Source organism: Mucilaginibacter gracilis, assembly GCF_003633615.1.
Classification (GTDB): domain Bacteria; phylum Bacteroidota; class Bacteroidia; order Sphingobacteriales; family Sphingobacteriaceae; genus Mucilaginibacter; species Mucilaginibacter gracilis.
The window spans coordinates 6,388,666-6,415,115 of the sequence record NZ_RBKU01000001.1; the positions used below are offsets into that span (position 1 = coordinate 6,388,666).

Annotated in this window: 19 protein-coding genes; 5 read left to right on the forward strand and 14 right to left on the reverse strand. The window is 42.6% G+C overall.

Annotated elements, in window-relative coordinates:
• Positions 1–200 precede the first annotated feature (200 nt).
• Together BDD43_RS28535 and BDD43_RS28540 are read left to right on the forward strand one after the other, a co-directional pair.
• A complete protein-coding gene (locus tag BDD43_RS28535) occupies positions 201–1,628 on the forward strand; it encodes an MBOAT family O-acyltransferase (protein ID WP_121201622.1) in 1,428 nt (475 codons plus the stop codon).
• Complete coding sequence (locus BDD43_RS28540) at positions 1,628–2,608, forward strand: hypothetical protein (protein WP_121201623.1); 981 nt, start codon at positions 1,628–1,630, stop codon at positions 2,606–2,608. Before BDD43_RS28535 ends, BDD43_RS28540 begins: the two co-directional genes overlap by 1 nt.
• 206 nt (positions 2,609–2,814) lie before the next feature.
• Here BDD43_RS28540 and sov read toward each other — a convergent pair whose 3' ends face one another.
• The 14 genes from sov to BDD43_RS28610 form a co-directional block, all read right to left on the reverse strand.
• Positions 2,815–9,894: a T9SS outer membrane translocon Sov/SprA gene (gene sov, locus BDD43_RS28545; RefSeq protein ID WP_121201624.1), complete on the reverse strand. Its 7,080-nt coding sequence runs from the start codon at positions 9,892–9,894 to the stop codon at positions 2,815–2,817.
• 26 nt (positions 9,895–9,920) lie between these two features.
• Entirely contained in the window at positions 9,921–10,505 is a 585-nt protein-coding gene (gene ruvA / locus BDD43_RS28550; protein ID WP_121201625.1) for a Holliday junction branch migration protein RuvA, read from the reverse strand.
• Positions 10,506–10,623: 118 nt separating this feature from the next.
• Positions 10,624–12,912 (reverse strand): NADP-dependent malic enzyme, encoded by a 2,289-nt coding sequence (locus BDD43_RS28555; RefSeq protein ID WP_121201626.1) that lies wholly within the window; start codon positions 12,910–12,912, stop codon positions 10,624–10,626.
• 114 nt (positions 12,913–13,026) lie between these two features.
• Complete coding sequence (locus BDD43_RS28560) at positions 13,027–14,460, reverse strand: lytic transglycosylase domain-containing protein (protein ID WP_121201627.1); 1,434 nt, start codon at positions 14,458–14,460, stop codon at positions 13,027–13,029.
• 54 nt (positions 14,461–14,514) lie between these two features.
• Positions 14,515–15,951, reverse strand: coding sequence for an Asp-tRNA(Asn)/Glu-tRNA(Gln) amidotransferase subunit GatA (gene gatA / locus BDD43_RS28565; protein WP_121202154.1), 1,437 nt, complete (start codon positions 15,949–15,951; stop codon positions 14,515–14,517).
• 111 nt (positions 15,952–16,062) lie between these two features.
• Positions 16,063–16,251 (reverse strand): Sec-independent protein translocase subunit TatA/TatB, encoded by a 189-nt coding sequence (locus BDD43_RS28570; RefSeq protein ID WP_121201628.1) that lies wholly within the window; start codon positions 16,249–16,251, stop codon positions 16,063–16,065.
• A 12-nt stretch (positions 16,252–16,263) separates the two neighbouring features.
• Positions 16,264–16,695 (reverse strand): twin-arginine translocase TatA/TatE family subunit, encoded by a 432-nt coding sequence (locus tag BDD43_RS28575; protein WP_121201629.1) that lies wholly within the window; start codon positions 16,693–16,695, stop codon positions 16,264–16,266.
• Between the two features lie 57 nt (positions 16,696–16,752).
• Positions 16,753–18,024, reverse strand: a complete 1,272-nt coding sequence (locus BDD43_RS28580; RefSeq protein WP_121201630.1) for a murein hydrolase activator EnvC family protein — start codon at positions 18,022–18,024, stop codon at positions 16,753–16,755.
• A gap of 76 nt (positions 18,025–18,100) precedes the next feature.
• Entirely contained in the window at positions 18,101–18,994 is an 894-nt protein-coding gene (locus tag BDD43_RS28585; RefSeq protein WP_121201631.1) for a DUF4292 domain-containing protein, read from the reverse strand.
• On the reverse strand, positions 18,972–20,717 hold the full coding sequence (locus tag BDD43_RS28590) for a tetratricopeptide repeat protein (protein ID WP_121201632.1): 1,746 nt from the start codon (positions 20,715–20,717) through the stop codon (positions 18,972–18,974). Before BDD43_RS28590 ends, BDD43_RS28585 begins: the two co-directional genes overlap by 23 nt.
• A gap of 13 nt (positions 20,718–20,730) precedes the next feature.
• On the reverse strand, positions 20,731–21,162 hold the full coding sequence (gene dut / locus BDD43_RS28595) for a dUTP diphosphatase (protein WP_121201633.1): 432 nt from the start codon (positions 21,160–21,162) through the stop codon (positions 20,731–20,733).
• Positions 21,159–22,646, reverse strand: a complete 1,488-nt coding sequence (locus BDD43_RS28600) for an oligosaccharide flippase family protein (protein ID WP_121201634.1) — start codon at positions 22,644–22,646, stop codon at positions 21,159–21,161. The genes dut and BDD43_RS28600 overlap by 4 nt, the downstream gene beginning before the upstream one ends.
• A gap of 26 nt (positions 22,647–22,672) precedes the next feature.
• Positions 22,673–22,969, reverse strand: coding sequence for an acylphosphatase (locus BDD43_RS28605; RefSeq protein WP_121201635.1), 297 nt, complete (start codon positions 22,967–22,969; stop codon positions 22,673–22,675).
• 63 nt (positions 22,970–23,032) lie between these two features.
• On the reverse strand, positions 23,033–24,211 hold the full coding sequence (locus tag BDD43_RS28610) for an amidohydrolase family protein (RefSeq protein ID WP_121201636.1): 1,179 nt from the start codon (positions 24,209–24,211) through the stop codon (positions 23,033–23,035).
• A 146-nt stretch (positions 24,212–24,357) separates the two neighbouring features.
• Here BDD43_RS28610 and rlmN point away from each other — a divergent pair, with 146 nt between their 5' ends.
• The 3 genes from rlmN to BDD43_RS28625 all read left to right on the forward strand — a co-directional run bounded on the left by rlmN (position 24,358) and on the right by BDD43_RS28625 (position 26,448).
• Complete coding sequence (gene rlmN, locus BDD43_RS28615) at positions 24,358–25,410, forward strand: 23S rRNA (adenine(2503)-C(2))-methyltransferase RlmN (protein ID WP_121201637.1); 1,053 nt, start codon at positions 24,358–24,360, stop codon at positions 25,408–25,410.
• Positions 25,411–25,567: 157 nt separating this feature from the next.
• Positions 25,568–26,134, forward strand: a complete 567-nt coding sequence (locus tag BDD43_RS28620) for an RNA polymerase sigma factor (protein ID WP_121201638.1) — start codon at positions 25,568–25,570, stop codon at positions 26,132–26,134.
• Entirely contained in the window at positions 26,131–26,448 is a 318-nt protein-coding gene (locus BDD43_RS28625; protein WP_121201639.1) for a hypothetical protein, read from the forward strand. The genes BDD43_RS28620 and BDD43_RS28625 overlap by 4 nt, the downstream gene beginning before the upstream one ends.
• Positions 26,449–26,450 lie beyond the last annotated feature (2 nt).

Consider the following 26,450-nt stretch of genomic DNA (forward strand, 5'->3'; position numbering starts at 1 on the left):
TATATACAGGCCGGTAGTTAACACTTCCGGCTTTTTTGTGCTCAAAGAGTGCAAAACCAAAACTTAAAAACAACAAGCTTAGGCGCAATATATTTCATGATAAATAAATCTTTTTCGTCGGTGTACGCGTAAAAAGTATTTATTGGCTTATGTAGATAAATTGATTATTTTGCACCATATTAAATCCCTTTTAAAGCAGTATGTTATTTAACTCTATTGATTTTGCCCTCTTTTACATACTTGTTACAGTTTTATATTTTGCCTTCCCGTATAAATTCAGGTGGGTAATTTTGCTGGCTGCCAGTTGTTACTTCTACATGGCATTTGTGCCAATTTACATTTTAATATTAGGCTTCACTATCGTTATCGACTATTTTGCCGGTATCTATATCGAGCGCGCGCAAGATCCGCGAAGGCGCAAATTACTTTTAATGGCAAGTTTATTTGCCAACATAGGCATATTGGCCGTTTTTAAATACTTCAACTTTATCAATCTCAATATCGATTACCTTTTTACAAAATTCAATTACCATAATCCCATCCCCTATTTAAGCATTTTGCTGCCCATAGGTTTATCGTTCCACACTTTCCAGGCCATGAGTTACACCATTGAGGTGTACCGTGGCAACCAAAAGGCCGAAAAACATTTTGGCATTTACAGCTTATACGTTATGTTTTATCCGCAATTGGTGGCCGGGCCAATTGAGCGGCCACAAAACATTTTGTACCAAATGCATACCAAATACCCGTTTAATTACAACCTTATGGTATCGGGTTTAAAAATGATGCTGTGGGGATTTTTTAAAAAGCTAGTTATTGCCGACAGGCTGTCTATCTACGTAAGTTCGGTTTATAACAATCCCGATCTGCATAACGGTTCAACCATCGTTATAGCATCCCTGTTTTTTGCGGTTCAAATTTATTGCGATTTTTCGGGCTATACCGATATTGCCATAGGCTGCGCCAAAACCATGGGGTTTGATTTGATGAAAAACTTTAACCGCCCTTACTTTGCAACCAACATTCAGGATTTTTGGCGCAGATGGCACATCTCCCTTTCAACCTGGTTCCGCGATTATTTGTATATCCCCCTTGGCGGCAGCAAGGTATCAACCGGCAGGCGTTACCTTAACCTTTTCATCATCTTTTTGGTTAGCGGTATATGGCACGGCGCAAATTACACCTATATAGTTTGGGGTGCCTTGCATGGTTTTTATTCGGTAGTTTACGTTATTATTAAACCCTACCTGCGCAAAACGCCCGAAAACGAATTTTATGCCACCTTAATGCGCATGGGCAATATAGCCCTCACCATTACCTTTGTAACCTTCGCCTGGATATTTTTCAGGGCCAATTCTGTAGCCGATGCCTTTACCCTGATAAGTAACCTAAAAAGCTTTGGCGCAGCGCCGTTTTTTGGCGATGGTATAAGCAACTTCGCCCACTCGTTATTGGCTATCGCTATTTTGTTTGCTGTAGAATACAAAATGGAGTACATGCCGCAAAAGTTCAACTTTTATACCTCACACAATATTGTAGTCCGTTGGGGCTCGGTAGCGGTAACGGTATTTTTGATACTGATATTGGGCGTGTTTAACGGAGGCCAGTTTATTTATTTTCAATTTTAATGACACAACGACTCGTTATCAAATTTCTGCTCCGCTTAGCCGCCTTTTGCGTGCTTTTAATTGTTATGGACCGTATATTGGGTTTTGCATTTAAAACCGTTTACTTTAAACAACGCGTGGGCCAGTTTAGCCAAACCACCTACGCTATTGATAGTGCCCGGCAGGATGTTATGATATTTGGCAGTTCGCGCGCGGTAAGGCATTATTCATCGCCAATTATAGCCAAGGGCTTAGGTTTAAGCTGTTATAATTCCGGTCGCGATGGGCAAATGATACCCTACGCAGCAGCCGTACAGGAAGTTGACTTTAACCGCCACAAACCAAAACTGGCTATCCTGGATATTAACCCCTGGGAACTGGCCATTAACGAATCCAAATACGAGAAACTTACCATTTTACTGCCTTATTGCGATAAGCATCCTGAACTGATAAAATACATCAGCGAGATAAGTCCTTTTGAGCAGTATAAGCTATTTTCGAAGGTTTATCCATACAATTCATCCATATTTATTTTGGCTACCAACGCTTTGTTCCCCGGCAAAGTAAAAAAGGATAGCAGCGGTTACCTGCCTCTATACGGTGTGATGACGCCCGCTTACCTTGCCGAATATAAAGAGCGTATGCAAGCCCGTTACTTGCGCATCAAAGTAAAAAAAGAAGTTGCCGAAGATAAAGGCATAGCCTATTTTAAACGCTTTTTAGATAACACAGCCAAAAACAACATTAAAACCATAGTGATAATATCGCCCACGCTTTTAAAAGAACCCTTTGCACTTGACAACCAAACACTGGAAAGAAACCTGGTAGCCACCATCGCCAAAAGCTACCCCAACGTTACTTTTTTAGATTACTCGGCTGATACCCGTTTCAATTACCACGCCGAAAAATTTTCCGACGAATTTCACCTCAACAACAAAGGCTCGGCAGAATTTTCAACCGCTTTTGTTGATTATATTAAGGCGAATAATTTGCTGAAGTAATAACCAATGTGCAGGTGTGCAGATGAGTAAATGAGTAAATGTGCAAATGAGGATAATGTAGGCGATGAATTTGCCGCGACGTTTGCGCAATATTACGAAGATGAGATGAGATTTGACAACTCTTAAAGAGTTGTCAAATCTTTTAAACCTCGATACATTTAATCTGCACATTTACTCATCTGCACACCCGCACATCTAAAGCACATTTACTGCAACAACAGTTTCAGGCTAAACCCAAAGTTGGCAAACGAAGTATTAAAAGCCTGAGAGGTATAGGGCTTGGTAAGGGTCGAATCGTAAAATAGCTTTAGGTCAAAGCGTTTGTTTAGCATATAATCAATGGACGGCCTAACTGCAATATTTTGCGCACCCGATGATACCTCGGCCGACTGTACATCGGCGCGGTATATCAACGTTTTGGTATCGTTGATAGAGAAATCGAGCTTAAAGTTCATGTCGTTATTCAATATCAAATTACTGAACAAACCGAACGGGAACCTGAAGTGGTTGGTGCGGTAACCAAAACCAAACACGGTATTACTTTCGTTTTGTTGCGCTAGCTGGCTGTTTGCCAAACTTAAGCTCAGGGTGCGGCTCTGCCTGTATTCAATGTTGGCCGTCATGCTGTTATGGAAACGGATGTCAACCCCAAGCAAGGGTACAAACTGCTCAAAAATAGTAATTTGCGAAAACTGGTAGTAAGGTAAAAAATCGTTATTGGCATCGCGCACGTCAACACCGCCGTTGGCTTCGTGGTAACGTTGCAACGAACTAAACCCATTAACGTTATAGGTAGACCGGTAACCATGTCGTAAATCAAACGAATCAAATATCTCGGCTAAAAACGGCAATTTGCCCAAGCCGCTGTAGCTTATTTGCCAGTTAGGTATGGGTATATTAGGGAAACCACCAGTGCTTGAGCCATTGGGGTTTTTACCCGTATAGGCCGCCAAAAATGCATCAACCAACACCCCTTGCGAGTTTGGCCCGTAACCATCGGCATAGCCGCCCGTTGTGCCCACCGAGTTAGGATTTGAGCGCCCTAAACGTTGCGAAACTATGGCCCTGTCATCCAAAAACTTTTGGAACACGCTTGATGTATTATCGATGCCCGTATTTTTACTAAACGCCGTTGCTATAGAAAGGTACGATATACTATAATCGCCCGATGTTATCGGACTCAGGTTTTCAAAGCTGTTGGTAAGCGTTGAGTATTTAAAATTAGTTTGATAATTAAGGTTACGCGTTTTAAATGCCGATAGCTCAATCCGCAAATCTTTTATAGGCTCAATTGAGCTTTTAAACTGCATATCCTCATTAAGGGTTGTTACATAAAGCTGGTTTTGCAAGGTATCACTGCTTATCCAGCCGTTAGCTAAGGCCTTGCCACGCAAATCGGTTTGGCTGCCTAATAAAAAGCCTATGCCGGGTGCATTGTAATCAGGGTCGGCACCGTAAAAATTAGCTTTGGGCAGGTAGCCGGGTATAAAAGTACCCTCGGTACGGTTGTATGAGCCGCTTATGCTTTTAACACTGGTTAACAGGTTTATTAATGCGCTGCTAAAGCTGCCTTTGTTGTTAGCATCATTTGCCTTGCGTACAAAACCAAGCTTATTATAAAGCGCAAGCATATTAAGGGTTGGGTTTAATTGTATAGCGCGCGAGTTTTGGATGCTGTTACCCACATTTAATCCCGGGTCGGTAAGTGCAAAAAGCGGTGCAGTTTTCCATTCAAACTTGGTTTGGTAATGGGCCACAAGGCTCGTCCAGTCCATTCCCGGTATTTTGTTTAAGGGTACGGTGTAATTAAAGTTAAGGTTGTGGCTATAATCTGTAGTGCGGCCAAGGTGTTTCAGGTTGTTCCACATGGTATCTGCCTTTAAGCCGTTAACACGGCCTGCGGGCTCGTCAACTACCGAAAGGTTGGTTGCATCAATATCCATTTGTAATGATTTGGAAAGATTCCAGCCAATACCATATACCCTTGTTATCAAAAAGTTTTTATTAAACGTAGTAAGCAGGTCCTGGCTAACCGGGATATAGCTATTCTGGTCGTTATTACGTAAAGTATTTTCAGAGTAAAGCCTGTCGAAATCTATTCTAACGTTTAAGCGCGATGGTAATAAACTGTAGTTAAAATCGCGGAAAAGCGCCAGCAAATTACTTTTTATAACCTTTTGAAAAGGCGCATAATACCTGGGCTGGTTATTATAATTATAAGCTAACGATACCTTATAGGTTTTTTGTAAAGCGTTTGATGTTGTAAAATCGTGATGATCGTACTCGGTATAGGCATACGTGCCGCTAAAATTTTCAACATCCCAAACGCGCACGGGTGCTTTAGTGTCTGTGCGTTCCTTATGCACATTGGCCAGGTTTACACTTTTGCGCATAGTGTAATCTTTAAAGGTTTCAATAACATTCAGTATCGAGTCGCGCGTGGCTTTCGAAGCAGCGGCGAGTTCATCTTTTATTTTCAGATCGGGCGAAGCCGGGTCGTATTTTGGCGTGCTGGTTTGTGTTGAAACATCCAGATATAAGGGTATGCGTATACCGGCCTTATCCGGGAAAAACTTACCCAACTCCATATTGGTAGAAATATCAAAGTTGCGGGTATCATTCAAACTCCGCTGACTTACCTTTTGGTCAATATTACCAAAACCCGCCGTGGTTGCACTTCCCGAAACGGTAACTACGGCAAAATCGGCTAGTTTAGCATTTAAACGTGCCGTTGCCGCCCATCCGCCCTGCTCTTCAAAATCGGTAAGGCGCAGTTCGTTAAACCATACAATGGCCGCCTTATCTTGCCCATCGTCGCTGCTGGTAGTAGTTTCGTTGCCCCTGTAAGGGTTGCGCACTCCCAACATTACGGTAGAAAGGCGGCTCAAATCGGGCTGCCCTTTAATGGTAATTTTATTTACGCCACTTGTAAAGGTGTAAGGTAAATTAACCGGCCATGGGCCGCCGTTATACCTGGCATTATTACGCGCAATTTTAGCATTGGTTAATAACGATAAATCAAAATCTAAACTGTTTACCGATGGCCAAATACTATTAGCGTCGCTTGTACCGGGTAGAGTTACCTTTAACGGCGTTTCATATTCGTAGTAGTTATCTACGTAATCAATACCCATCCGTATAAAGGCACTAATGTCGTTGTCTTTTAATGATGATGCGCCTATTTGCTCGGCGTGTATAAACATTTGCAGGTGTTTATACGATCGTAAATCGTTGTTAAACGTTTTAAACGTTGCCCGCGAGTAACCATCCCGAAGTTGCTTAACCGTAACCGAGAGCGACTGCTCATTTAGTTGAACGTTAGCGGCAAGGTTATTATAATCGCGCTGGCGCACAATGCCCGGCGGTACAACATAAGGTATTGGTGTGCGGGTACCATTTTCTTCAATATTAACGGTACCAACATCAATGGTTGAATTATCAAGCGATGGCGATGTACCTAAACCGGCGTCGGCAATAACGTTGGCTGGGTTGTTTTCGGTATTAAATGCACGCCATTCGCCGCGCACCAATTGCAGGGCGGCAAAACGCAATACTGCGGTATCGGCAAAGTTGGTCATAAACATCCGGATAAAGCGGATAGCTTTAAAATCCTGAATGTTACCCACTTTTGATTGATAACTCCTGATCGGGATTCTAAACTGGTACCAATTTACGGTTTGCGTAGTTCCGTTTGTTAACTTAACTGTTGCTGCAACTTTATCGGTAATAAAGTTTTGGCCAATCAACATATCCTGCGGCCTAACGGAAACTTTGTATTGAAAATACTCGTCGGCCTCGCTCATGGTATTATCGCGGTTAACATCCTCACCGTCGGGTATTGATGTTGATGCCGAGTTGGAAATACCCAGCAAGGCCTGCGATTGTTGGGCCGTCATGGAGTTACCCTCGGTACCATTATACTTGGCGTAGCGTTGTAAAATGCCCGCGCCCGATTGGTCCAGCGCACCGCCACGGTAAAATTGAAAATCATCTCCCGATGGGTCGTTAGCAAACGCAGTGCCGGCGGCCGTACTAAGCTGCGCCCTTACCTGCTGCACAATGTTTGCATACTTAACACGTTCGTCGGCATCGTTCATACCGTCTAAACCAACATCCTGCAACAAACGTGCATCGGGGTTATTATCAAACGAGTTTACAACGGGCTGTAATCTGGGCACGCGGCCCCAAACGGTTTCGTCAACTTTGGTTAAATCGCCATCGGCAGGTAAACCGTTCTCCAAACTCTTACGGCCATCTTTTAATATATCTTCGGATATGCTGCCCAGGTTAAAATACAAATCGCCACCTTGCGATGTAGGTTTGTAAATATAAGGATCCAACATCCAAAACTCAATATAAGCCACGTTTAACGATTCAAAATCGTTAACATCTATCTTACGGAACATACCGCCCCACCTTGTTTTAGGGTTTTGCAGCGTACCGTTATTATTTAAACCTGTTGTAGTAAAGTTATACGGCCCGCGTATGGTTGGGTAAAATGCCAAATCGAGCGTGGGCAAAGCCAGCGGTGTGCCCGTTACCGATTGCTTGTAAGGATAAACCTCCTGCTCAAAAACCTGCCGCACGTAGTGGTTTGATAACTCTGCATTGGCATTAGCCAGCGGCGGCGAATCGCTGTTAGAGCGGTTATAAAATATCGGGTCGATATTGTAAAAGGCTAACCGCGCCCGGTTGTAACCATACGACAGATCGTTTGATACCTGCGACTCGGGAAAAAGTTGCGGTGTGCCCGATATTTGCCAGTTGATAGCACTCTTAATATCAATAAGGGAGCGGCTGTTCTCAAAATCGTCAAGGTACGATGTGCCATTGGCACCGGCAAAATTTAGTGCGCTGGGGTGCCCCGGTATTAACTGTGCAAACTCGCCGCTAAAATTAACAGACGATGGTGCCTTGGTTGATATAAAGGGTATTTTATCAACCAACCGGGTTAACATTCTAGACGATGAACTGTAGTTTGCATCAAAACCCCAAATGGTGTTTGATATGGGCTCATCGCCGATGCTTACTTTCTGGGTAATGGGCTGTTCGCTCAGGTGCATAATGGTTGCGCCTATATTAAGCTTATCATCAACCTTATAATCAAACCGCGAGCCAAACAGCGATTTTTGCTGAACGCCAAACAGTTCGTTATTTTCAACATTAATGGTAATAGGCTGGCCCGATGATAATAACGATTGGTTAAGTATGCGCACTTTACCTGCATTATAATCAACCGTAAAATCGGTGCCCTCAACCAGCTTATAACTGCCAGACGATGCAACTACCGAACCTTGCGGAATGTTGATGGCATTTAACTGATAATCTGACCCGGACTGTGAAGTGTAAGTACCCTTGATAACAAAACGGTTAAACTGTGGGAAATACTGCTGCGCAACCGTTTTTGTAGAATCATACAAAGGTTGATAAATGTATTGGCTGGCTATGGCTGCCTCGCTTGGCAAAAATTGTTTAGCCAAATCAGAACCAAAGGGTTCTAACACGGGGAACGATATGCGCCCATTTTGCGAATCGATAGTGACACCCTCTAAAAAATCAAAATAGCCATCGGGCTGTTTTTGGCTCTGTTGGTTTAGGTTATCCAGGCCGGTTACCTGTATCCAAAGTTTGTTTTTGAGGTTTTGCCCCTCCTCCATTATCGGCTTTTCAATGCCCGATTTATTGTCCAGATGGGTAATGCTCAATTTAAAATCGCTCGGGCTTATACCGTATGCACCTAACGAATAAATATTTTTCATCATCAGCTTCCAGGTAGGTAAGCTGGTTTTGAGTATCTCGTTTTTAAGTAATTTTGTAAAAAGCACCTTTGGCGTGGTAGGGTCAACCTTAACATCGGTAGAAAACTCACCCACCTGGTACTCAACTCCATTTACGCTGTAGCGATAGGCAACAGATAATACCTCATCATTATTTAACGGATAGTTTAATGATATATAACCCAATTGGGCATGCAGTGTAAACTCCTTATCGGTTAGTTTACGGGCATAGGTTAGTTTGGAGTAGTTATCGGTAGCACCGGTTGCCTGGAAATAAGTATTCACGGCCGACGAACTGGTTAACCTGGCATTGGCCGGCAAGTGGGCCAATAAATCGTTTGATTGCTGCGTGTAACCCGGCCCGTTAAAACCTGCCGGATAAGTTGAACCGCCTCCACGTACCAGTGTAGTGTTATAAGGTTTATTTTCACCCAAATCCAAAAAGGCTACAATGTCGCGCGACTCGGTTGTGCTGTTGTTACGGTTAGTTGTCCAAACCTCAATTTTAGTAATGGTAACGTTCGACGAAATAATTGGGATATTTTTTAGCGCGTTGTTATAGTTATCTCTAAAATATTGGGCCAAAAAATAGTGCTTATTGGCCTCATAGTCCACCGGTGTAAGCCTAAAAGGAGCCTGCTGCGAACCATTGGTAATGGTAATTTGCTGCGATTGCGACCGCTGTTGCGAAAAAATACTGGTAACATCAAGCCTGCCAAATTTCAGCTTGGTTTTTACACCAAACAATGCCTGGCTACCGGTAATTAAACTGGTATTTAAAGGCATACTCACCGTACCTGCCTCTATTTTTTGGATAATCTCGTCGGGCTTGCCTGTATAATCCAGTTTAATTTGGTTCTCAAACTGAAACTGGGCATCGGTATTGTAATTGGTATTGATTTTGAGCTTATCGCCAATCATACCGGTTACATTCATTTGGATGTGCTGGTCGAAATTAAAGTTGGCCTGGGTGCGCTGTGCGGTATTAAATAAGGGATTTTCGTTTTTATTAATCTGCCCGGCAAATACCATTTCGGCAGAACCTTGCGGGCGTATATCAATGGTGTTGCTACCAAAAATTTGCTCAAACGTATGGCTGTTTATTTTAATTTGAGGTATAAAACCGGGCTGTTGCGATGCATAGGCATAATTATCAGCCAGTTGGCGCCAGTATATTTTTTGCGACGTGCGTTGTTTAAGTGCCAGATACTGCGAAAAGGTAAGGTATTGTACCGGGCGGTAAAGCATATTACCCACAGTTTCGGTTAATATATACCTGTTAGTGGTTACATCATATTCAATTGTACGGATCAGGTTAGGTGGGTCCTGGTCAAAAATACCGTGCAGCGCTTTAACGTTATTAGACTTATCAATTTGAATTGGATACTTTGTTGAAGCAGAATCCTTTTTTAATACCCCTCCCACTTGCGCGCGTAATTGCGTGCAGCTAAAAATAACGGCAAAAAAAACAAAGCATAAAGTGAGCCTTCGGGTAAAAGTATATATCAAGTTGTCGAGTAAAAAATTTCCAGTAATTATAAGCTTTTAAGAGCAATCTTTATAAGCTGCTCCACAGTTAAATTTTCAGCAGACGACTTTACAGCGTTGTCTAACGCCTTTTCGCCAACATTTTTTGCAAACCCCAGCATCACCAATGCAGAAAGAGCTTCGTCTTTCGCCGTATGAATTACGGGTACATTAATCAATGTATCTGGTCCATCTTTCCGCAATTTATCCTGCAATTCCAATATAATGCGCTGGGCAGATTTTGGACCAATACCCTTAATACGTTGTATCAACGGCACATCACCCTTAATAATTGCATTTTGTATTTCGGCCGGCGTAATTGACGAGAGCATCATCCGGCCCGTATTGGCGCCAATACCCGAAACGGATATTAAATGTAAAAAAAGCCTGCGCTCACCCTCATCGGCAAAGCCGTAAAGGGTGTGTGCATCTTCTTTTACATGCTGCCAGGTATAAAGTTTACAGTTTTCCTTATCGGCTATGCTACTGTAGGTATTTAACGAAATATTGATATGGTAGCCAACGCCTCCTGCATCAATAACCACATAAGTTGGGCATTTGAAGGCTAATTTACCGCTGATATAGGCGTACATTGTAGTTTTTTGAATTGCTAATTTACCGGTTAGCCGGATGTATTACTTAAATAAAACTTACAAAAAACAAAGGTTTATATAAGCCATTAAATATAACTCATTCGCCCGATAACGCAAACTATTTTCTACTTAATGCAGCTTCTTTTTCTTGTGCATCAACCACGGCTATAGTTACCATATTCACAATCTCCCGTACCGAGCTACCCAACTGCAAAACGTGTACAGATTTTTTCATACCAAGCAAAATTGGCCCAACAGCTTCGGCACCGCCCAGCTCCTGCAACAGCTTGTAAGCTATATTTCCCGATTCCAGGTTAGGGAATATCAAAGTATTAGCCGGTTCGCCAACCAGGGTTGAGAACGAAAAATTATCTTCAAGCAAAGTAGGATTAATAGCAAAGTTAGCCTGCATTTCACCGTCAACCACCATATCCGGGTATTGCTCGTGCAGCATACTTACCGCTTCGCGGGTACGTTCGGGTATAATGCCTTCGTTTGAGCCAAAGTTAGAGTAACTAAGCAACGCCACTCTGGGTTTAATATTAAACTTCTTTACCGAGCGTTCTATCAGCACCGTAATATCAACCAGGTCTTGCGCGGTAGGGCTCACGTTAACCGTGGTATCGCCAAAAAACACCGGCCCCTTTTTGGTTATCATCATATACATACCGGCAACTTTGGCTACGCCTGGTTCGGTACCAATAATTTGTAGTGCAGGTTTAATGGTAGGCACATAATTTTTTGTAAGGCCCGATATTAAAGCATCAGCTTCGCCAAACTGCACCATGCATGCACCATAATAGTTACGGTCGCGCATTAATTTTTTGGCCTCGTAAAGTGTTACTCCTCTGCGCTGGCGTTTGTTAAATAAATAATCGGCGTATTTGCATGCGCGCTCGCCGGTATCCTGGCGTGGGTCAATAATCTCAACATCTCCCAATTGTAAATCGTTTTCAAGCATAATTTGCCGTATACGGTCAACATTGCCCAACAATATAGGCACGGCAATACCCTCGTCAATAACAATTTGTGCCGATTTAAGTATTTTGTAGTTATCCGCCTCAGCAAAAACAACCCTCTTGGTGCCCGATTTTGCTTTATTGGTAAGGTTACGCAATATTTTATTATCAACTCCCAGCCGGGCTTTCAATTCTTCGGCGTAAGCATCCCAATCGGTTATTTGTTTACGCGCCACGCCGCTTTCCATTGCCGCCTTGGCCACTGCCGACGATACCTCGGTTATCAGCCTGCCATCCATCGGTTTAGGAATAATATACTCCCTGTCAAAGTGCAGGTTACGGGCGTTATAGGCCAGGTTAACTTCTTCGGGAACGGTTTTTTTGGCTATACCTGCTATGGCATAAACGGCAGCTATTTTCATGGCCTCGTTAATGGTAGTAGCTCTCACATCAAGCGCGCCGCGAAATATGTACGGAAAACCAAGTACGTTATTTACTTGGTTAGGATAGTCAGACCGGCCGGTGGCCATAATAATATCCTTGCGTGTGGCAACGGCTATATCATAAGCAATTTCGGGGTTAGGGTTTGCCATTGCAAAAACAATAGGGTTTTTAGCCATCACCTTTAGCATATCGGGCGTAACCACGTTACCTGCCGATAGGCCGATAAATACGTCGGCACCTTTCATGGCATCGGCAAGAGTTTGCACATCGGTACGGGTAGTGGCAAAAGCCATGCGCATATCATCCAGATCGGTACGGCCCGGGTGTATAACGCCATTAATATCAAACATCACCAGGTTCTCTTTTTTAACCCCTAATGATACATATAGCATAGAGCACGATACCGCAGCAGCACCTGCGCCATTGACTACCAATTTTATTTTATCCAGCTTTTTGCCCTGCAGCTCGCATGCATTTATTAACGCTGCCGACGAGATAATAGCCGTACCATGCTGATCGTCGTGCATTACCGGGATATTCATCTCGGCCTTTAGCCTGCGCTCAATCTCAAAACAGGTTGGGGCCGATATATCTTCCAGGTTAATGCCGCCAAAAGTTGGCTCAAGTGCCTTTACAATTTTAACAAACTGGTCAACATCTGTACAATCAACTTCTAAGTCAAAAACATCAATATCGGCATATATTTTAAACAGCAGGCCCTTGCCTTCCATTACGGGCTTACCAGCTTCGGGGCCAATGTTACCAAGGCCCAAAACTGCGGTGCCGTTGCTTATTACGGCTACCAGGTTGCCTTTGGCGGTATATTTATAAACGTCGTCTTTATTTTCGGCAATGCGCAGGCAAGGTTCGGCCACGCCGGGCGAGTATGCCAGTGATAAATCGCGTTGTGTATTGGTGGGTTTAGTGGGTACTACTTGTATTTTTCCCGGACGCCCCTTTGAGTGGTATTCGAGTGCATCCAGTTTACGATTTGTCTTGTTCATCATCTGCAGTTATAGCGCGCAAAATTACAATTCTTTTTGAGCTTATTTAAAAAAATAAAAAACGGCCCTCGGTATTACCAGGGGCCGTTAAAAAAACATGACGTAATTTTTTTGTTATCCGCGGTTAATTTTCAAAACCATACCGGGTTGTATAATGCCTTTTTTTAACTTGTTAACTGTTTTAATGTGCTCCACATTATCGTCAAACTTTTCGGCAATTTGCGATAGTGTATCGCCCGATTTTACTTTGTAAGTCATCACCGATTTTACTTCCCGCGCCTTTGGCTGGCTGTATTTCTCGTCAGACGATGATGGTGCGCTAACTCTCAATTCAACCCCAGGCTTTACTTTTAAAGTATGCAGTTTGTTCCAAACCTTAATATCCTGCACCTCGCAGCCAAATTTATCGGCAATTGAAGCCAAGCTTTCACCTTTTTTTACTTTGTGAAAAGCCGGAAGTTCTTTTTGTTTATGTTTTGCAAGCGGTGCCTCGTTATAACTTGCCCTAACCGCCTCAAACGAATGCGAAGCGTTGCCGGGGTTATTCAAAGTTTCGTACAAGGAAGCAAATTGACTTTTATTGATTTGCGGGATAACCAAACGTTTTGGCGCAGCAGCCGTGCCGTTAACTATTTGCTTTTTATATTGCGGGTTAAGCATAGCAATCTGGTGCATATCTACATTAAGCACGCGCGAAATATCGGCAAGGCCCACGTAATTATTAACCAGCAAAGTATCTGTTTTAACCGAAAAATCGCAGGTTGAAGGGATAATGTTATGCTTTGCGTAATAATTAATTACATAAGTAACCGCTATATATGCGGGTACATAATTACGCGTTTCGGCAGGTAAATATTGCCTTATCGACCAAAAATCGCTTGCTCCAGCTTTGGCTATCGCTCTGGTTATGGCGCCCTTACCACAATTGTATGATGCTATGGCAACCAGCCAATCGCCAAAATCCTGATAGGCGTCTTTAATATAAGCAGCGGCTGCATAAGTGGCCTGTATAGGGTCTTTACGTTCGTCAACATAGTTATCAATATTTAAGCCGTACAGTTTTGCTGTTGCAAACATAAACTGCCAGGGGCCGGTTGCACCCACGCGCGAAACGGCATTAGGATCAAGTGCCGATTCAACTATCGATAAATATTTGATCTCCTCGGGAATGCCTGCATCGTGGAAAGCCTTTTCGTAAATGGGAAAATAATATTTGGTTAACCCTAAAATACGAGCCATAGATTCGCGACGCTGCGGCGCGGTATAAATATCAATATAGCTTTGCACATACTGGTTGTAGTCAAGCTGCACTTCTTTTTGAACCGAATCTAACCGGTGCTTGAAAACCATGTTTTGGTAACTTGTTGCACCATCGTTTACAATGGGCACAAAGTTAGTGGTATCGGCAGCTTTACGGATTTGCGGGCTTTCTGTATTGGCGGTTACACCATCCGAATCGGCTTTGTTTTTTTTTGTGTGAGATAAGGGGTCGGCTTTAACAAAATGGATCAGGAAAATACAAATGATACAAGTCGATAATTTCTTCATTCTTTAAAATTTACCGGCCCTAAAGCCGCACTTTAACCTACAGCCACTAAGATACTAATTTTTAGGCAGTTCCAAAATATATTTTGAAAACCGAAGTAGTTCGGCCTCTGCGAAGGATTTGGTTAATAATTGTAATCCTAACGGTAACCCGTCGGTATTATTGCCCAACGGCAGCGAAATTGCCGGTATACCGGCCAAAGATGCCTGTACAGTAAATATATCGGCCAGGTATCTCACCACCGGGTCGGTAATGTTTTCGCCTATTTCAAAAGCTGGTGTTGGCGATGTTGGGATGAGTATAAAATCGTAGTCTTGTAATATGGCGTTGGTTTTATCGCGTATCATTCGCCTTATTTTTTGAGCCTTGGCATAGTATGCATCGTAATAACCGGCACTCAGTACAAAGGTACCCAGCATAATGCGGCGTTTAACTTCTTTACCAAAACCCTCCGAGCGCGACCGCTTGTAGGTTGATTCCAAATCGGTAGCATTACGGCTTCGGTAGCCATAGTGTACCCCATCAAACCGGGCCAAGTTTGATGATGCTTCAGCTGTTGTTAAAATATAATAGGTAGGCACAACATACTCCAGCAAATCGAACGAAACCGGTTCAACCACGTGTCCGTCCTGCCTCAATTTTTCACTATAAGTGTTAAGCAGGCTTTTTATTTCGGGGTCAACCCCATCACTGTTTAAAGCTTCGCTAATGTAGGCAATTCGCTTTTTACCCGTTGTTGGCTGTAGGTTTTGAGTATAGGGATCAACCGGTAAATTTGCCACTGTAGCGTCGTGCTCATCGGCACCGGCTATAACTTCGAGCAACAATGCAGCATCTTCCACCGAGTTGGTAATTGGCCCGGCCTGATCGAAAGATGATGCATAAGCTATTAAACCATAGCGCGATACACGCCCGTAAGTAGGCTTTAACCCTACAACGCCGCAAAAAGCAGCAGGCTGCCTGATAGAGCCGCCTGTATCGGTACCCAATGCGGCCTGGCACATACCCGCCTGCACTGCAACCGCCGAACCGCCGGACGAACCGCCCGAAACCCTGCCCTCATTGGCCTGGTTTTTTACCGGCCCAAAATACGAGGTTTCGTTGGAGCCGCCCATGGCAAACTCGTCGCAATTGCAGCGGCCTATAATAATGGCATCCTGCGCAAGCAGCCGCTCAACTACCGTCGACGAAAATACGGACGTAAAGCCATCCAGTATTTTTGACGAAGCACTTACTTTATGGCCTTTATAACAAATGTTATCCTTTATGGCTATTACCATACCGGCTAGTCTGCCTGCTGTTCCCTGCTTTATTTTAAGGTCAACATGGTGGGCCATTATTACGGCTTCGTCGCCAAAAACTTCGTTAAAGGCATTGAGGTGCTCATACAATTTAATGTTATGCAGGTACATTTCAACCAATTCAACAACGCTGGTTTTGCCTTGCTGTATATCTGCCTGAATGTGAGACAAAGTGGGGTAAAGTTTCGTCATAAGGGCGAAAATAAAAAAACTTATTGTACGGTGGCATAAAACCAGCATACAATAAGTTTTAAATTCTATAAATATACTGGATTAAGTATATTTTATGCTAAAATTACAATATCAGGCTTTTTTCTCGGTGTTATTAGCCGATGGATTAACACCGTCTTGCGCATCCTTAAATTCCTTTATTCCCTTGCCCAGGCCACGTGCCAGTTCAGGGATTTTTTTACCACCAAAAAGAAAAAGAGCAAGTATTACAATTATTGTAATATCACCTGCACTTAAAAACAAAAGCGTTGACTGTATCATGATTATATTTTTTTAATAGGATTGGTGCGATATGGTATTTGGCGGCTGGCTCAAATCGGGCTTTTGGGCTGGCGGCGTTTGTGTCGGCGCCTCGGGCGCGGTAGCTACCGGTGCATGTTCGTCATGCTGTGTTACCGTTATATCGTGTACTTCGTGCTCGTCGTGGTGTACTGCCGGCTCAGTTGCCTGGTGCGGTTCTAAGGCATTATTTGTTGGTTGAGCTATGGTGTTACTACGGCTGTTATCAATATCGTAATTGTTAATCTGCGAATGTATTTCGCGCTTTACGCCGTCGCTCATATCCTTAAACTCGCGGATACCTTTACCCAAACCCCGGGCAATTTCCGGAAATTTATCGCCCCCAAATAAAATGAGTGCCACAAACAAAATCAACATGATCTCGCTTCCGCTGAAACTAAAAAATAACAAAACTGAATTTAACATAATCCTAATTCCTTATATTCTACAAAGGTAGCACAATTAACGTGCCGTTAAGTTTAATTAATTTGGTGCCAGCCATGCCGTAGGGTTTAAATAATCGCCGCCCTTGGTTATCTGGAAACCAATTTCGGTATCGCCCGAACCTGAATCTGTCGCGGCAACACCAATTGATTGTTTGGTAGCTATTTTTTGCCCCTTAGATACATTTACCGACCGCAAATTAGTATAAACAGTTAAGTACGAGCCATGCCTGACAATAACCAGGTACGAGCCTTCAATATCCTGAACGGTAATCACATCGCCATCAAAAACGGCCCTTACGCTGGCAGCCGCGTTGGTTTTGATGTTAATACCTTTATTTTCATCCTTAATACCATCAATGTAATTAACGCCGTAAGGGTGGGTTATTATGCCGTTTGCAACCGGCCATGGCAAACGACCGCGGTTACCCAAAAAGTCGCTTGTTAATTTAGCGGCTTCGGGCGTGGCACCTAACGCTTCGGATGATGTTCTTATCTTTTTAACAGTTGGGGCAGGTTTGTTATCGGCACGGGCCTTTGCGGCATCGGCGGCTTCGGCGGCGGCGCGCCTTCTGTTTTCTTCCTCAACTTCCCTGCGCACGGCTTCGGCTACAGCGCGGTTAATTTTTGATAGCTTACGCTGAGTAGCAACCTGCTCCTGTTTAATTTCTTTTTGATGTTTAGACAAATCCTGCACTACCTGGGCCTGTGTATTACGCGCCTTGCCTAAGTTTGCCTTTACACTTTCCTGGTCTTTTAGCAAATTGCCTTTTGCAGCCTTATCGTTATCTAATTGCACAATTTTGGCGTTCAACTCCTTCTGAGTGCCGGTTATGTAGGCTGCCTGCCGCTCACGGTACGAGCCTATTTGCTGCATGTATTTTAAACGCTTGTAGGCCTGGTTAAAATCTTTACTTACAAAAATAAACATCAGCTTATTATAAGCGCTTTTGTTGCGGAAAGCAAACAATATCATTGCTGCGTACTCTTTTTTCAGTTGTTCCAACTGGTTATGCAAGCCGTGTACGGTATTGGTGTTATCGGTTATCTGGCTATCCAGGATGCGGATACTCGAACTGATATTTTTGATCTTATCTTCCTGAATACTTATCTGCGCACGGATGTTTTCGAGCTGTTTTAGTGTGGCGCGTTTATTTTTTGATGTTTCCTCAAATTCGTTATTGAGCCTTTCAAGCTGTTGGTTGAGCTGATCGCGTTGCTTTTTAAGGTCGGCCGCACTTTGGGCAAAGGTTTTAACCGTTCCCAATAAAATTAACACAAATAAAATTATAGCCGACTTAAAAAATTTCATCAGAGCAAACTTAATGATTTTTTGTTTTTAAACTTAAATAAACCCGTTGTATAAAACAGGCCCTAACTTAACACCCTCAATTGGTTAGCTTAAACCTCGCCGGAACCGAAAAAGGGTAGCTCAACGTTTGGTCAAAATCAACCTTGGTATAATGTAATTCGGCCTGTATGTTTTTATCCCCTACCGACGAACTGATATTTACCTTGGATGGCATAACATGGCTACCGGCCTGTATAAAAGCAGCATTAAACACATGTAACGACTGGCCGCCAGCATGGTTGGCCATATTAGTTTCTATCACGCGCAAATCGGGCCCAACGGTTAGCTGGTAAACCAAATCTTGCAGGTTACCGTTTAATATCACATCGCCGTTGCTAGCTTTTAAATTAGCATTATCATTCACCAGTTCGGGCACGGCATTACCAATAATGAGCGCTTCGAGCGTTTTATAGTTTAGCTGCTTACTGGTATAGCTGTATATGTAACTAAACGGCTTTTTTAAATAAGTACTTTCCAAACGGTTCATCAGCTTAATGCTATCGGGTGTAATTAACGCGCGCGCAACCTCTACTCCTAACACAGCAGTAATAGAAACCCAAATTTGCTGATCTTTTTTTATCCGCACCGTAAAAGTAACATCGTGGCTATCGCCGTTAACGCTAAGCTTAGTTTGCGCCTTTCCCGAAAAGGTATTAAAATCAACCTGCTTTAAGCGGATGGATTTTAGTTTTTCGAGCTTAAAATTATCAATGGCCGGTTTAACAGGCGGGGTAGTAACCACAGCTGCATTAGTTGCCGCAGCAGCCGGTGTACTGCCGGATACTGTGGCTGAAACGGCCTTAGCCGGAGTATCAACCACGGCGGTAGTATCGGCACCGGGACTAACTAACCGGTATTTTTTTGATTTACAGCTAAACAATGCCAGCAGGCATAACACAACTGCAAGTTTATTCAATGTATTTTTTCTCATTTATTTTACGGTCTAAAACAGGGGCGGCACCGCCCTTTTGTTTGGCCTTTGTCCAGTTAAGTACGGCGGCATCTACATCGCCCAGGTAAAACAAAATATCGCCATAATGTTCAATCTGGGTGGCACTTTTTTCTTTATCATCGGCTATGGCTTTTTCAATCCATATTTTAGCATCGTTGTATTTTTTTTGTTTAAACAATATCCAGGCGTAAGTATCCTCAAATGATGCCGTACCGGGCTGCAAATCGTTGGAGTGTTTAGACATTTGTTCGGCCTTATCTAATTGCTCGTTTCTCAAACTCAAATAATAGGCAAAGTTATTAAGCGTGTAGGTATTATCGGGGTTATATTCTATAGATTTATCGTAAGCCTCGTCAGCTTTTTTGTTGTCCTTCATCCCGTGATAGCAATCGCCGGTTAGCGAGTACGCCTGCGATATCAATGATTTATCCTGACTCTCCAGCGAAGGCACATTAGTGCTGTATCCCAATGCTTTGTTGTAAAGTTTTTTTTGCACAAAGGCAACGGCCACCAAATAATTCATCCAGGCCTGGTTAGGGAATATAGCCAGTGCATCCTGGCCATCTTTAATAGCATCGTCAACGCTGTTATCGCTCAGGTCCAAACGTACCAATTGCTCCCAGGCCACATAAACCTGGTCGTCCAGTTGCAGGGCTTTTTTATAAGCCGCTTTGGCATCTTTAGGGAGTTCGTTCTGCAAAAGCATATCGCCCAAAACGGCAAAAGCTTTTGAGCTGGCAGGGTTTGCCACAGTTAAAACGCGGCTCAATTCAAGGGCACTTGCCTTAGCATCAGGGTTCGGAAATTTGGGCAGGTAGCTCATAATGATGCCCAGTTTCTGGTCAACACTCAAGTCGGTTAAAGCAAAAGCCTTTTTAAGCTGGTTAAAGCTGCCCACATTATCCTTTTTTTCGCGGTAAATATCAGCCAGTGCAAGGTGTACCATACCGTTGCCGGGGTCTAACTTTTCGGCCTTCTCTAAAACCTTCAGGGCTTTATCGGTTAAACCGTTTGAGTTGTATATCTCGCCCAGCATAATGTAATAACGCATCTGGTTGGGATGGGCCTTTATCATTTCTTCGAGGCTGGCAGCAGCCGGACCAATTTTGCCTTGTTTGAGGTATATTTTTTGGCGGTTGGCAATAATGTCGTCGTTTATGCCAATGGTTTGTTCCAGTTGCTTATAAATAGCAAGTGCGTCGTCGTACCTTTTTTCGCTAAAAAAAACGTTTGCTTTATCAAAAAGATATTCAGGGTTATCAGGGTCAATACGGCTTAATTCGTTAAAGGCATTTTCAAGCTTCGGCAAGTCATTCACTTTTTCGTAACAGTCGGCAAGCGATAGCCAGTAATACTTATTATCGCGGCTAACGGTAACGGCGCGTTCAAACAAATCCTGCGCGGCAGCAGTATTATTTTGGTTCCGCTTTATGCGGCCCAGTTCAAATAACGATGCATCGTTAGCCGGGTCAATCTGTATAATTCTATTAAATAAATCCGAAGCCTCGGTGTACCGTCCGTTGGTTTTTTCGGTTAATGCCGCAAAAAATAATTGTTTAACATTGCTGCTGTCGGCATAAGTCATGGGTTTTGAGGCAACAATCACATATTTTTTTTTACTTACCGAATCGCTGTTTTGCGCACAGGTAACCTGCACCACAAAGGGTAGTAATAAAAATAAAATGATTGAGTTCTTTTTCATGATTGTTTTTTAATTAAACCCCAGTATGGCCATAGCCGCCGTGGCCGCGGCTTGTATCGCTCAGTTCGTCAACCGCTTCCCAAATCACTTGCTCGTGCCTGGCTACTATCATCTGCGCTATCCTGTCGCCGGTATTAATCTCAAAAGGCTCGGTTGATAAATTAACCAGCAGCACCTTAATTTCTCCGCGATAATCGGCGTCAATGGTTCCGGGCGAGTTTACAATGCCGATGCCAAATTTATACGCCAAACCACTGCGTGGCCTTATCTGGGCCTCGTAACCAACAGGTAACTCAATGTGCAGGCCGGTTGGTATCAACTTGCGTTCCATAGGTTGTAAAATTACTGTTTGGGTAACGTCGGCACGCAGGTCCATACCGGCGGCATGTGCCGTTTCGTAAGCCGGAAGCGCGTTTTTTGAGTTGTTTATAATACGGATGTTCATTTCTTTTTAAATATCAGCATGAGTTGTTTACGCTCCGCGTAAAATGTTATTAACGCAAATAATAGCAAAAGTGCATTACCTGCAAAAATATTACGGTTAAAAACATTGAACGATAAAAACACAAGTACAATTGAAGCAATAATATAAGCTAAGTTTTTTTTGATGTTATAAGGGATGGGATAATTTTTTTGCCCCCAAACGTAGGAGAGCACCATCATAATAAAATAGGCCGCGAAAGAGATCCATGCCGAAGCCATATAACTGTATTGCGGGATGAATATAACGTTAAGTACTATAGTGGCCACGGCGCCTATGCCTGATATATATAAAGCGTAACGGGTTTGATCGGATAGTTTGTACCACACCGAAAGATTGGTGTAAATACCCAGGCAAACATACCCTAACAATAATGGTGGCACCACATTTAGCCCAACCCAGTACGAACGGTTGCTTACATAGTATTTCAATATCTGGATATTGCCTATCACGCCAACAAACATAAGGCACATAGCTATTACAAAATAATCCATAATGCGGGCATAGGTATTGGCGGCATTTTTATTTTTAGCATGGCTAAAAAAGAAAGGCTCGGCACCCATGCGGAAAGCCTGGATAAAAAGACTGAGGAAGATAGATATCCGTGCGCAAGCCGAATAAACGCCAACCTCGTGCTCACTAATGTTGGGCGACAATAGCTTGCCCAGTAAAAGTTTATCAAAGTTTTCGTTTACGATATACGACAGGTTAGCGATGAGCATTGGCCAACTGTACATCAGCATATCTTTAAACATCACCTTATCAAATTTGAGTTGCAGTTTGAGCAACTCGGGCAGTAATACTAAAAACGTAACGATACTTGAAACCAGGTTTGATATAAACGCATATGCTACCCAACCTTCAACATACCAGCCCTTAAACCATTCCCAGCCAAACAACTGGTGCTTTATCCAGTAAGGTATTCCAAAAATAAGGATGATGTTAAGTGCTACCGTTACCAGGATATTGATGAGCTTGATAACACCATATCTCATCGGGCGGCCATCGGCACGTAACTTGGCAAAAGGGATAACACACCACGAATCAACAACCAATATGCCTACAAACAGCTTAATAAATAGTATAAATTGCTGTTGCGAAGTATTGTTGCCTATGGTAATAAAACCCGCAATAACATGCGTAAAAGGCATTACAAGCAGCAAAAAACAAATTGATACTGTAAATATTACCCAAAAACCATTGTTGTAAACCTGTTTTTTATTATCGGGGTACTTGTTTAGGTATCTAAAAAAAGTGGTTTCCATACCAAACGACAAAAAGGCGTTTAGCAGGGAAGCGTAACTGTACATAGTACTGAAAATACTATATACCTTAGGCGCGTATGCCGATGTATAAAGCGGCGTTAGTATTGAGCTTAATAACCGTTGTACAATGGTACTTAACCCGTATATGGCCGTGTCGCCGGCAAATTTTTTAATGGTTGACAAATGCGGTGATGATAAGTTGTAACATTTTATAAAGCCTGTTGTGGTGCTCTCTTTACTATCTCAAAATTACGATAGTTTTTAATCTCGCCCTCATCACTTTGCAGCGAAGTTATAACTGTGCCTTGCGGCCCTTCGTTGCACCAGTCTAAAAACAACTGCATATTCCAGTCGTCGGCTTCGGCCTCCAAATACACGCTGCCATCGGGCTGGTTCAAAATAAACCCCCTAACGCCCAGCTGGTCGGCAACGGCCTTGGTTGAGGCTCGAAACGATACACCCTGCACTTTACCGCTAACTGTTATATTTAAATGTTTTACTGCCATAATTGCCTGTTTCAAATTAGCCGGTATTATCCGGTTTTAATTTATTGAGGCAAAGGTAAATGTTTATATCAAACGTTGCACTTTGGTTTGCGGTGTAATTTGAAAATTATCAAGCCCGGTTATCAGGTTAAGGCCGGGTGTTTTGCCAACCTCTATAGTTCCCTTTTCGTCGGCAATTCCTAAAAATTTAGCTCCGTTTAGCGTGGCCCAGGGCAAAATTTTCTCAAAGGTAAGGCTGCTAAAGTTTTGCTGCAGCACCAGCATCTCGTTTAAAATGCAAAGTTTACGGTTTGATGCCAGGCTATCGGTACCCAGGGTTATGTTAAAGCCCTGATCTAAAAAAAGCTCTATCTTGGGTAATTGATCTTCTATATATAAGTTGGCGTTGGGGCAAAAGCACCAGTGTATTTTACGGTCAAAGCGTTTAACAAAGTAAATATCTTTTAAATTGGTAAACGTGTTGTGTACCAGCAATATATTTTGCTTGTTGGTTAACAGGGGTACCATAGTTTGGATAGAGTTGCGCGCCTGCGGCCTAAAAAACGAAATATCGATATTAAAAGAGTTATACAGATCAATAAAATTGCCCATTTTATAGCGGTACAACTTATTTTCTTCGGCGCTTTCCTGGTTATGTATACTAATGAGGTTATTACGCTCTTGCGAAAGCTTGTTGATGCACTTAAACAATTCTTTACTTACCGAGTAAGGCGCATGCGGCGTTACCGAACACGACAAGGGTGTAAACTCATCGCGCAAAGCTAGGGCTTTATTGTAAATTTCCTCTGCCTTTTGGGGCACAAAACCAAAAACCTCTATAAAGGTATGGTAGTATATTTTACTTTTAGTTTTTAAGCCAATAGTATCTGCCGAGTTTGATATATCGCCAACGGCTACTATACCGTTGCGGTACATCTCATCGTCGGCGGCTTGGGCGGCGGCTTGTATATCCTCGCTTTTTGTGGCGTTGCGCTGGCCCTGCACTTGCTTAATAAAATTAATGAGCCCCGTTTTAGGCTCTATTTTATCTCTCAGGTGCGAAAGCTCAACGTGGCAGTGCGCGTTAATAAAACCAGGGCAAATAATACCTTCAAGTTTTTCAATTTCAACTGAACTATGATCCTGGTCTGATAGCCCGTCGGTTATGGCTAAAATTAATCCTGAATCATCAACTGTTATTATTCCATTTTTTATCGGATCAGCATTAACAGGGAAAACGTAATCGGCTTTAAATTTTTTCATTAATAGTAAATCAATGCATTATTTTATAGCTTAAACATTTACTTAATTAATAATACTATTAACTTAAAGTAATGTTTTGCACTATTTAAATAAAAACACTATGTACAAAAAGATAGATTTTTAAATTTAACTAACTTTGCATAACAATGCAAGAGAAAAAGACAGATATCCGCAGTTTAAACTTAGATGAGTTACAAAAACACTTCTTACAATTAGGGGAAAAAAGTTTTAGGGCTAAACAAGTTTACGAATGGCTTTGGAAAAAATCATGCTTTTCTTTTAATGACATGAGCAATCTTTCTAAAGAACTTCGACAAAAACTTGAAGAGCAATTTACCATAAACAATGTAAAAGTAAACACTTCGCAGTTTAGCGCCGATAAAACTATAAAAAATTCTTTTGTTTTGCACGATGGACACCTCATAGAAGGTGTTTTAATTCCATCGGATGATAGAATGACGGCCTGCGTATCATCGCAAGTGGGCTGTAGCCTCACTTGCAAGTTTTGCGCAACGGGTTATATGGAACGCAAACGCAACCTTAATCCGGATGAAATTTACGACCAGGTGGTACTCATAGATCAGCAGGCGCGCCAAAATTACGATCATCATTTAACCAACATAGTGTACATGGGCATGGGCGAACCATTGCTTAACTACGCCAACGTTTTAAAATCTATCGAACGGATTACTGCCGACGATGGTTTAAACATGGCCGCCAAGCGTATAACGGTATCAACCGCCGGCATAGCCAAAATGATAAAAAAACTGGGCGACGACCAGGTGAAGTTTAACCTTGCCCTATCCTTACACGCCGCTAACGATGAGAAGCGTAACGAAATTATGCCCATAAACGAGCAAAACTCGTTAAAAGCCTTAGCCGACGCGCTAAAATATTATTACGCCAAAACCAAAAACCCCGTTACTTACGAGTACATTGTTTTCAACGATTTTAACGATGAAATACAAGACGCCGTTGAACTGGCTGCGTTTTGCAAGCACCTGCCCTGCAAGGTTAACATTATTGAATACAACCCCATATCATTTGCCAGTTATACCAACGCCAGTATAGATAAAATTGAGGCCTTTGCCGATTATCTGCGTAAGCAGGGTATTACCACTATGGTACGCCGAAGCCGCGGTAAAGATATTGACGCAGCTTGCGGGCAGTTAGCTATTAAGGAGAAAGAGAAGGTTTAGTAGCTGCTAAATTTTCTCTTTCTTAACGTCAATTAATAATTGCTTCGCGAGTTCTTCGCCTATTATCTCCATTTATTAAGATTTCTGTTTTTTATTTCTCCCTACCCGCAGGAAGTTGATTTTATTCTCGTCAAATTAGTATGATCAAATTTAAAGATTGACAGAAGAGCAACTATTACAAAATCTGTTTCGTGGTGACGAAAAAGCTTTCAGGCTACTGGTTGATACCTATAAAAATATGGTGTTTAATACCGTATTGGGTTTTATCCAGAACCGTAACGATGCCGAAGATGTTACCCAAAACGTTTTTATTAAGGTTTTTGAAACCATTAGCAGCTTTAAACAACAATCGAAATTGAGCACATGGATATACCGTTTAAGCGTAAACGAGAGCCTTGATTTTATACGCGCTAAAAACCGTAAAAAAAGATGGGCGGTAGTAACCAGCTTATTTGGTAATGATAACGAGTTATTGCACCAGGTGGCCCATACCGAGCACCCCGGCGTAATAGCCGAGAATAAAGAAACGGCCACTATTCTTTTTAAAGCGATAAACAAATTGCCCGATAAACAAAAAACTGCCTTCCTGCTGCAAAAAACGCAGGATTGCAGTCAGCAAAAAATTGCAGAGATTATGCAATTGAGCGAAGGCGCGGTTGAATCGTTGTTAACAAGGGCAAAAGCTAATTTAAAAAAACTATTGATCAATTATTATTCGGCATGAAAACAGAGAAAGAGATAACGCAACAGGTTGAGGAAGCCCTAAACAGCATTGATAGCCTGCAACAGCTTGAAGCCAATAATTTTTTATTCGGCAAAATACAAAACCGCCTTCACCTTAAAAAGCAACAGCAACAGCGCGAAATAAAAACCATGGCAAAGTTATCGGCAACACTGGTTATTTTTATTGGCTTAAACCTTACAAGTTATTATTTTTTGGCAAACAGCACACCACAGCCTACGCCCCAACAAAAAACAACCGCAGCACAAGCACTAGCTACCGAATACCAGTTAACAACTAACACCTACAACTATTAAGT

Excerpts from the sequence above, each read along its gene's own strand:
- dut (WP_121201633.1), bottom strand. The coding sequence starts at position 21,162 with ATGAACATCCGTATTATAAACAACTCAAAAAACGCGCTTCCGGCTTAC.
- BDD43_RS28605 (WP_121201635.1), bottom strand. The coding sequence starts at position 22,969 with ATGGCAGTAAAACATTTAAATATAACAGTTAGCGGTAAAGTGCAGGGT.
- BDD43_RS28560 (WP_121201627.1), bottom strand. The coding sequence starts at position 14,460 with ATGAAGAAATTATCGACTTGTATCATTTGTATTTTCCTGATCCATTTT.
- BDD43_RS28610 (WP_121201636.1), bottom strand. The coding sequence starts at position 24,211 with ATGAAAAAATTTAAAGCCGATTACGTTTTCCCTGTTAATGCTGATCCG.
- ruvA (WP_121201625.1), bottom strand. The coding sequence starts at position 10,505 with ATGTACGCCTATATCAGCGGTAAATTAGCCTTCAAATGCCCAACTTAT.
- BDD43_RS28625 (WP_121201639.1), top strand. The coding sequence starts at position 26,131 with ATGAAAACAGAGAAAGAGATAACGCAACAGGTTGAGGAAGCCCTAAAC.
- BDD43_RS28570 (WP_121201628.1), bottom strand. The coding sequence starts at position 16,251 with ATGATACAGTCAACGCTTTTGTTTTTAAGTGCAGGTGATATTACAATA.
- rlmN (WP_121201637.1), top strand. The coding sequence starts at position 24,358 with ATGCAAGAGAAAAAGACAGATATCCGCAGTTTAAACTTAGATGAGTTA.
- BDD43_RS28575 (WP_121201629.1), bottom strand. The coding sequence starts at position 16,695 with ATGTTAAATTCAGTTTTGTTATTTTTTAGTTTCAGCGGAAGCGAGATC.
- BDD43_RS28585 (WP_121201631.1), bottom strand. The coding sequence starts at position 18,994 with ATGAGAAAAAATACATTGAATAAACTTGCAGTTGTGTTATGCCTGCTG.
- BDD43_RS28540 (WP_121201623.1), top strand. The coding sequence starts at position 1,628 with ATGACACAACGACTCGTTATCAAATTTCTGCTCCGCTTAGCCGCCTTT.
- BDD43_RS28555 (WP_121201626.1), bottom strand. The coding sequence starts at position 12,912 with ATGAACAAGACAAATCGTAAACTGGATGCACTCGAATACCACTCAAAG.
- BDD43_RS28535 (WP_121201622.1), top strand. The coding sequence starts at position 201 with ATGTTATTTAACTCTATTGATTTTGCCCTCTTTTACATACTTGTTACA.
- BDD43_RS28590 (WP_121201632.1), bottom strand. The coding sequence starts at position 20,717 with ATGAAAAAGAACTCAATCATTTTATTTTTATTACTACCCTTTGTGGTG.
- gatA (WP_121202154.1), bottom strand. The coding sequence starts at position 15,951 with ATGACGAAACTTTACCCCACTTTGTCTCACATTCAGGCAGATATACAG.
- BDD43_RS28580 (WP_121201630.1), bottom strand. The coding sequence starts at position 18,024 with ATGAAATTTTTTAAGTCGGCTATAATTTTATTTGTGTTAATTTTATTG.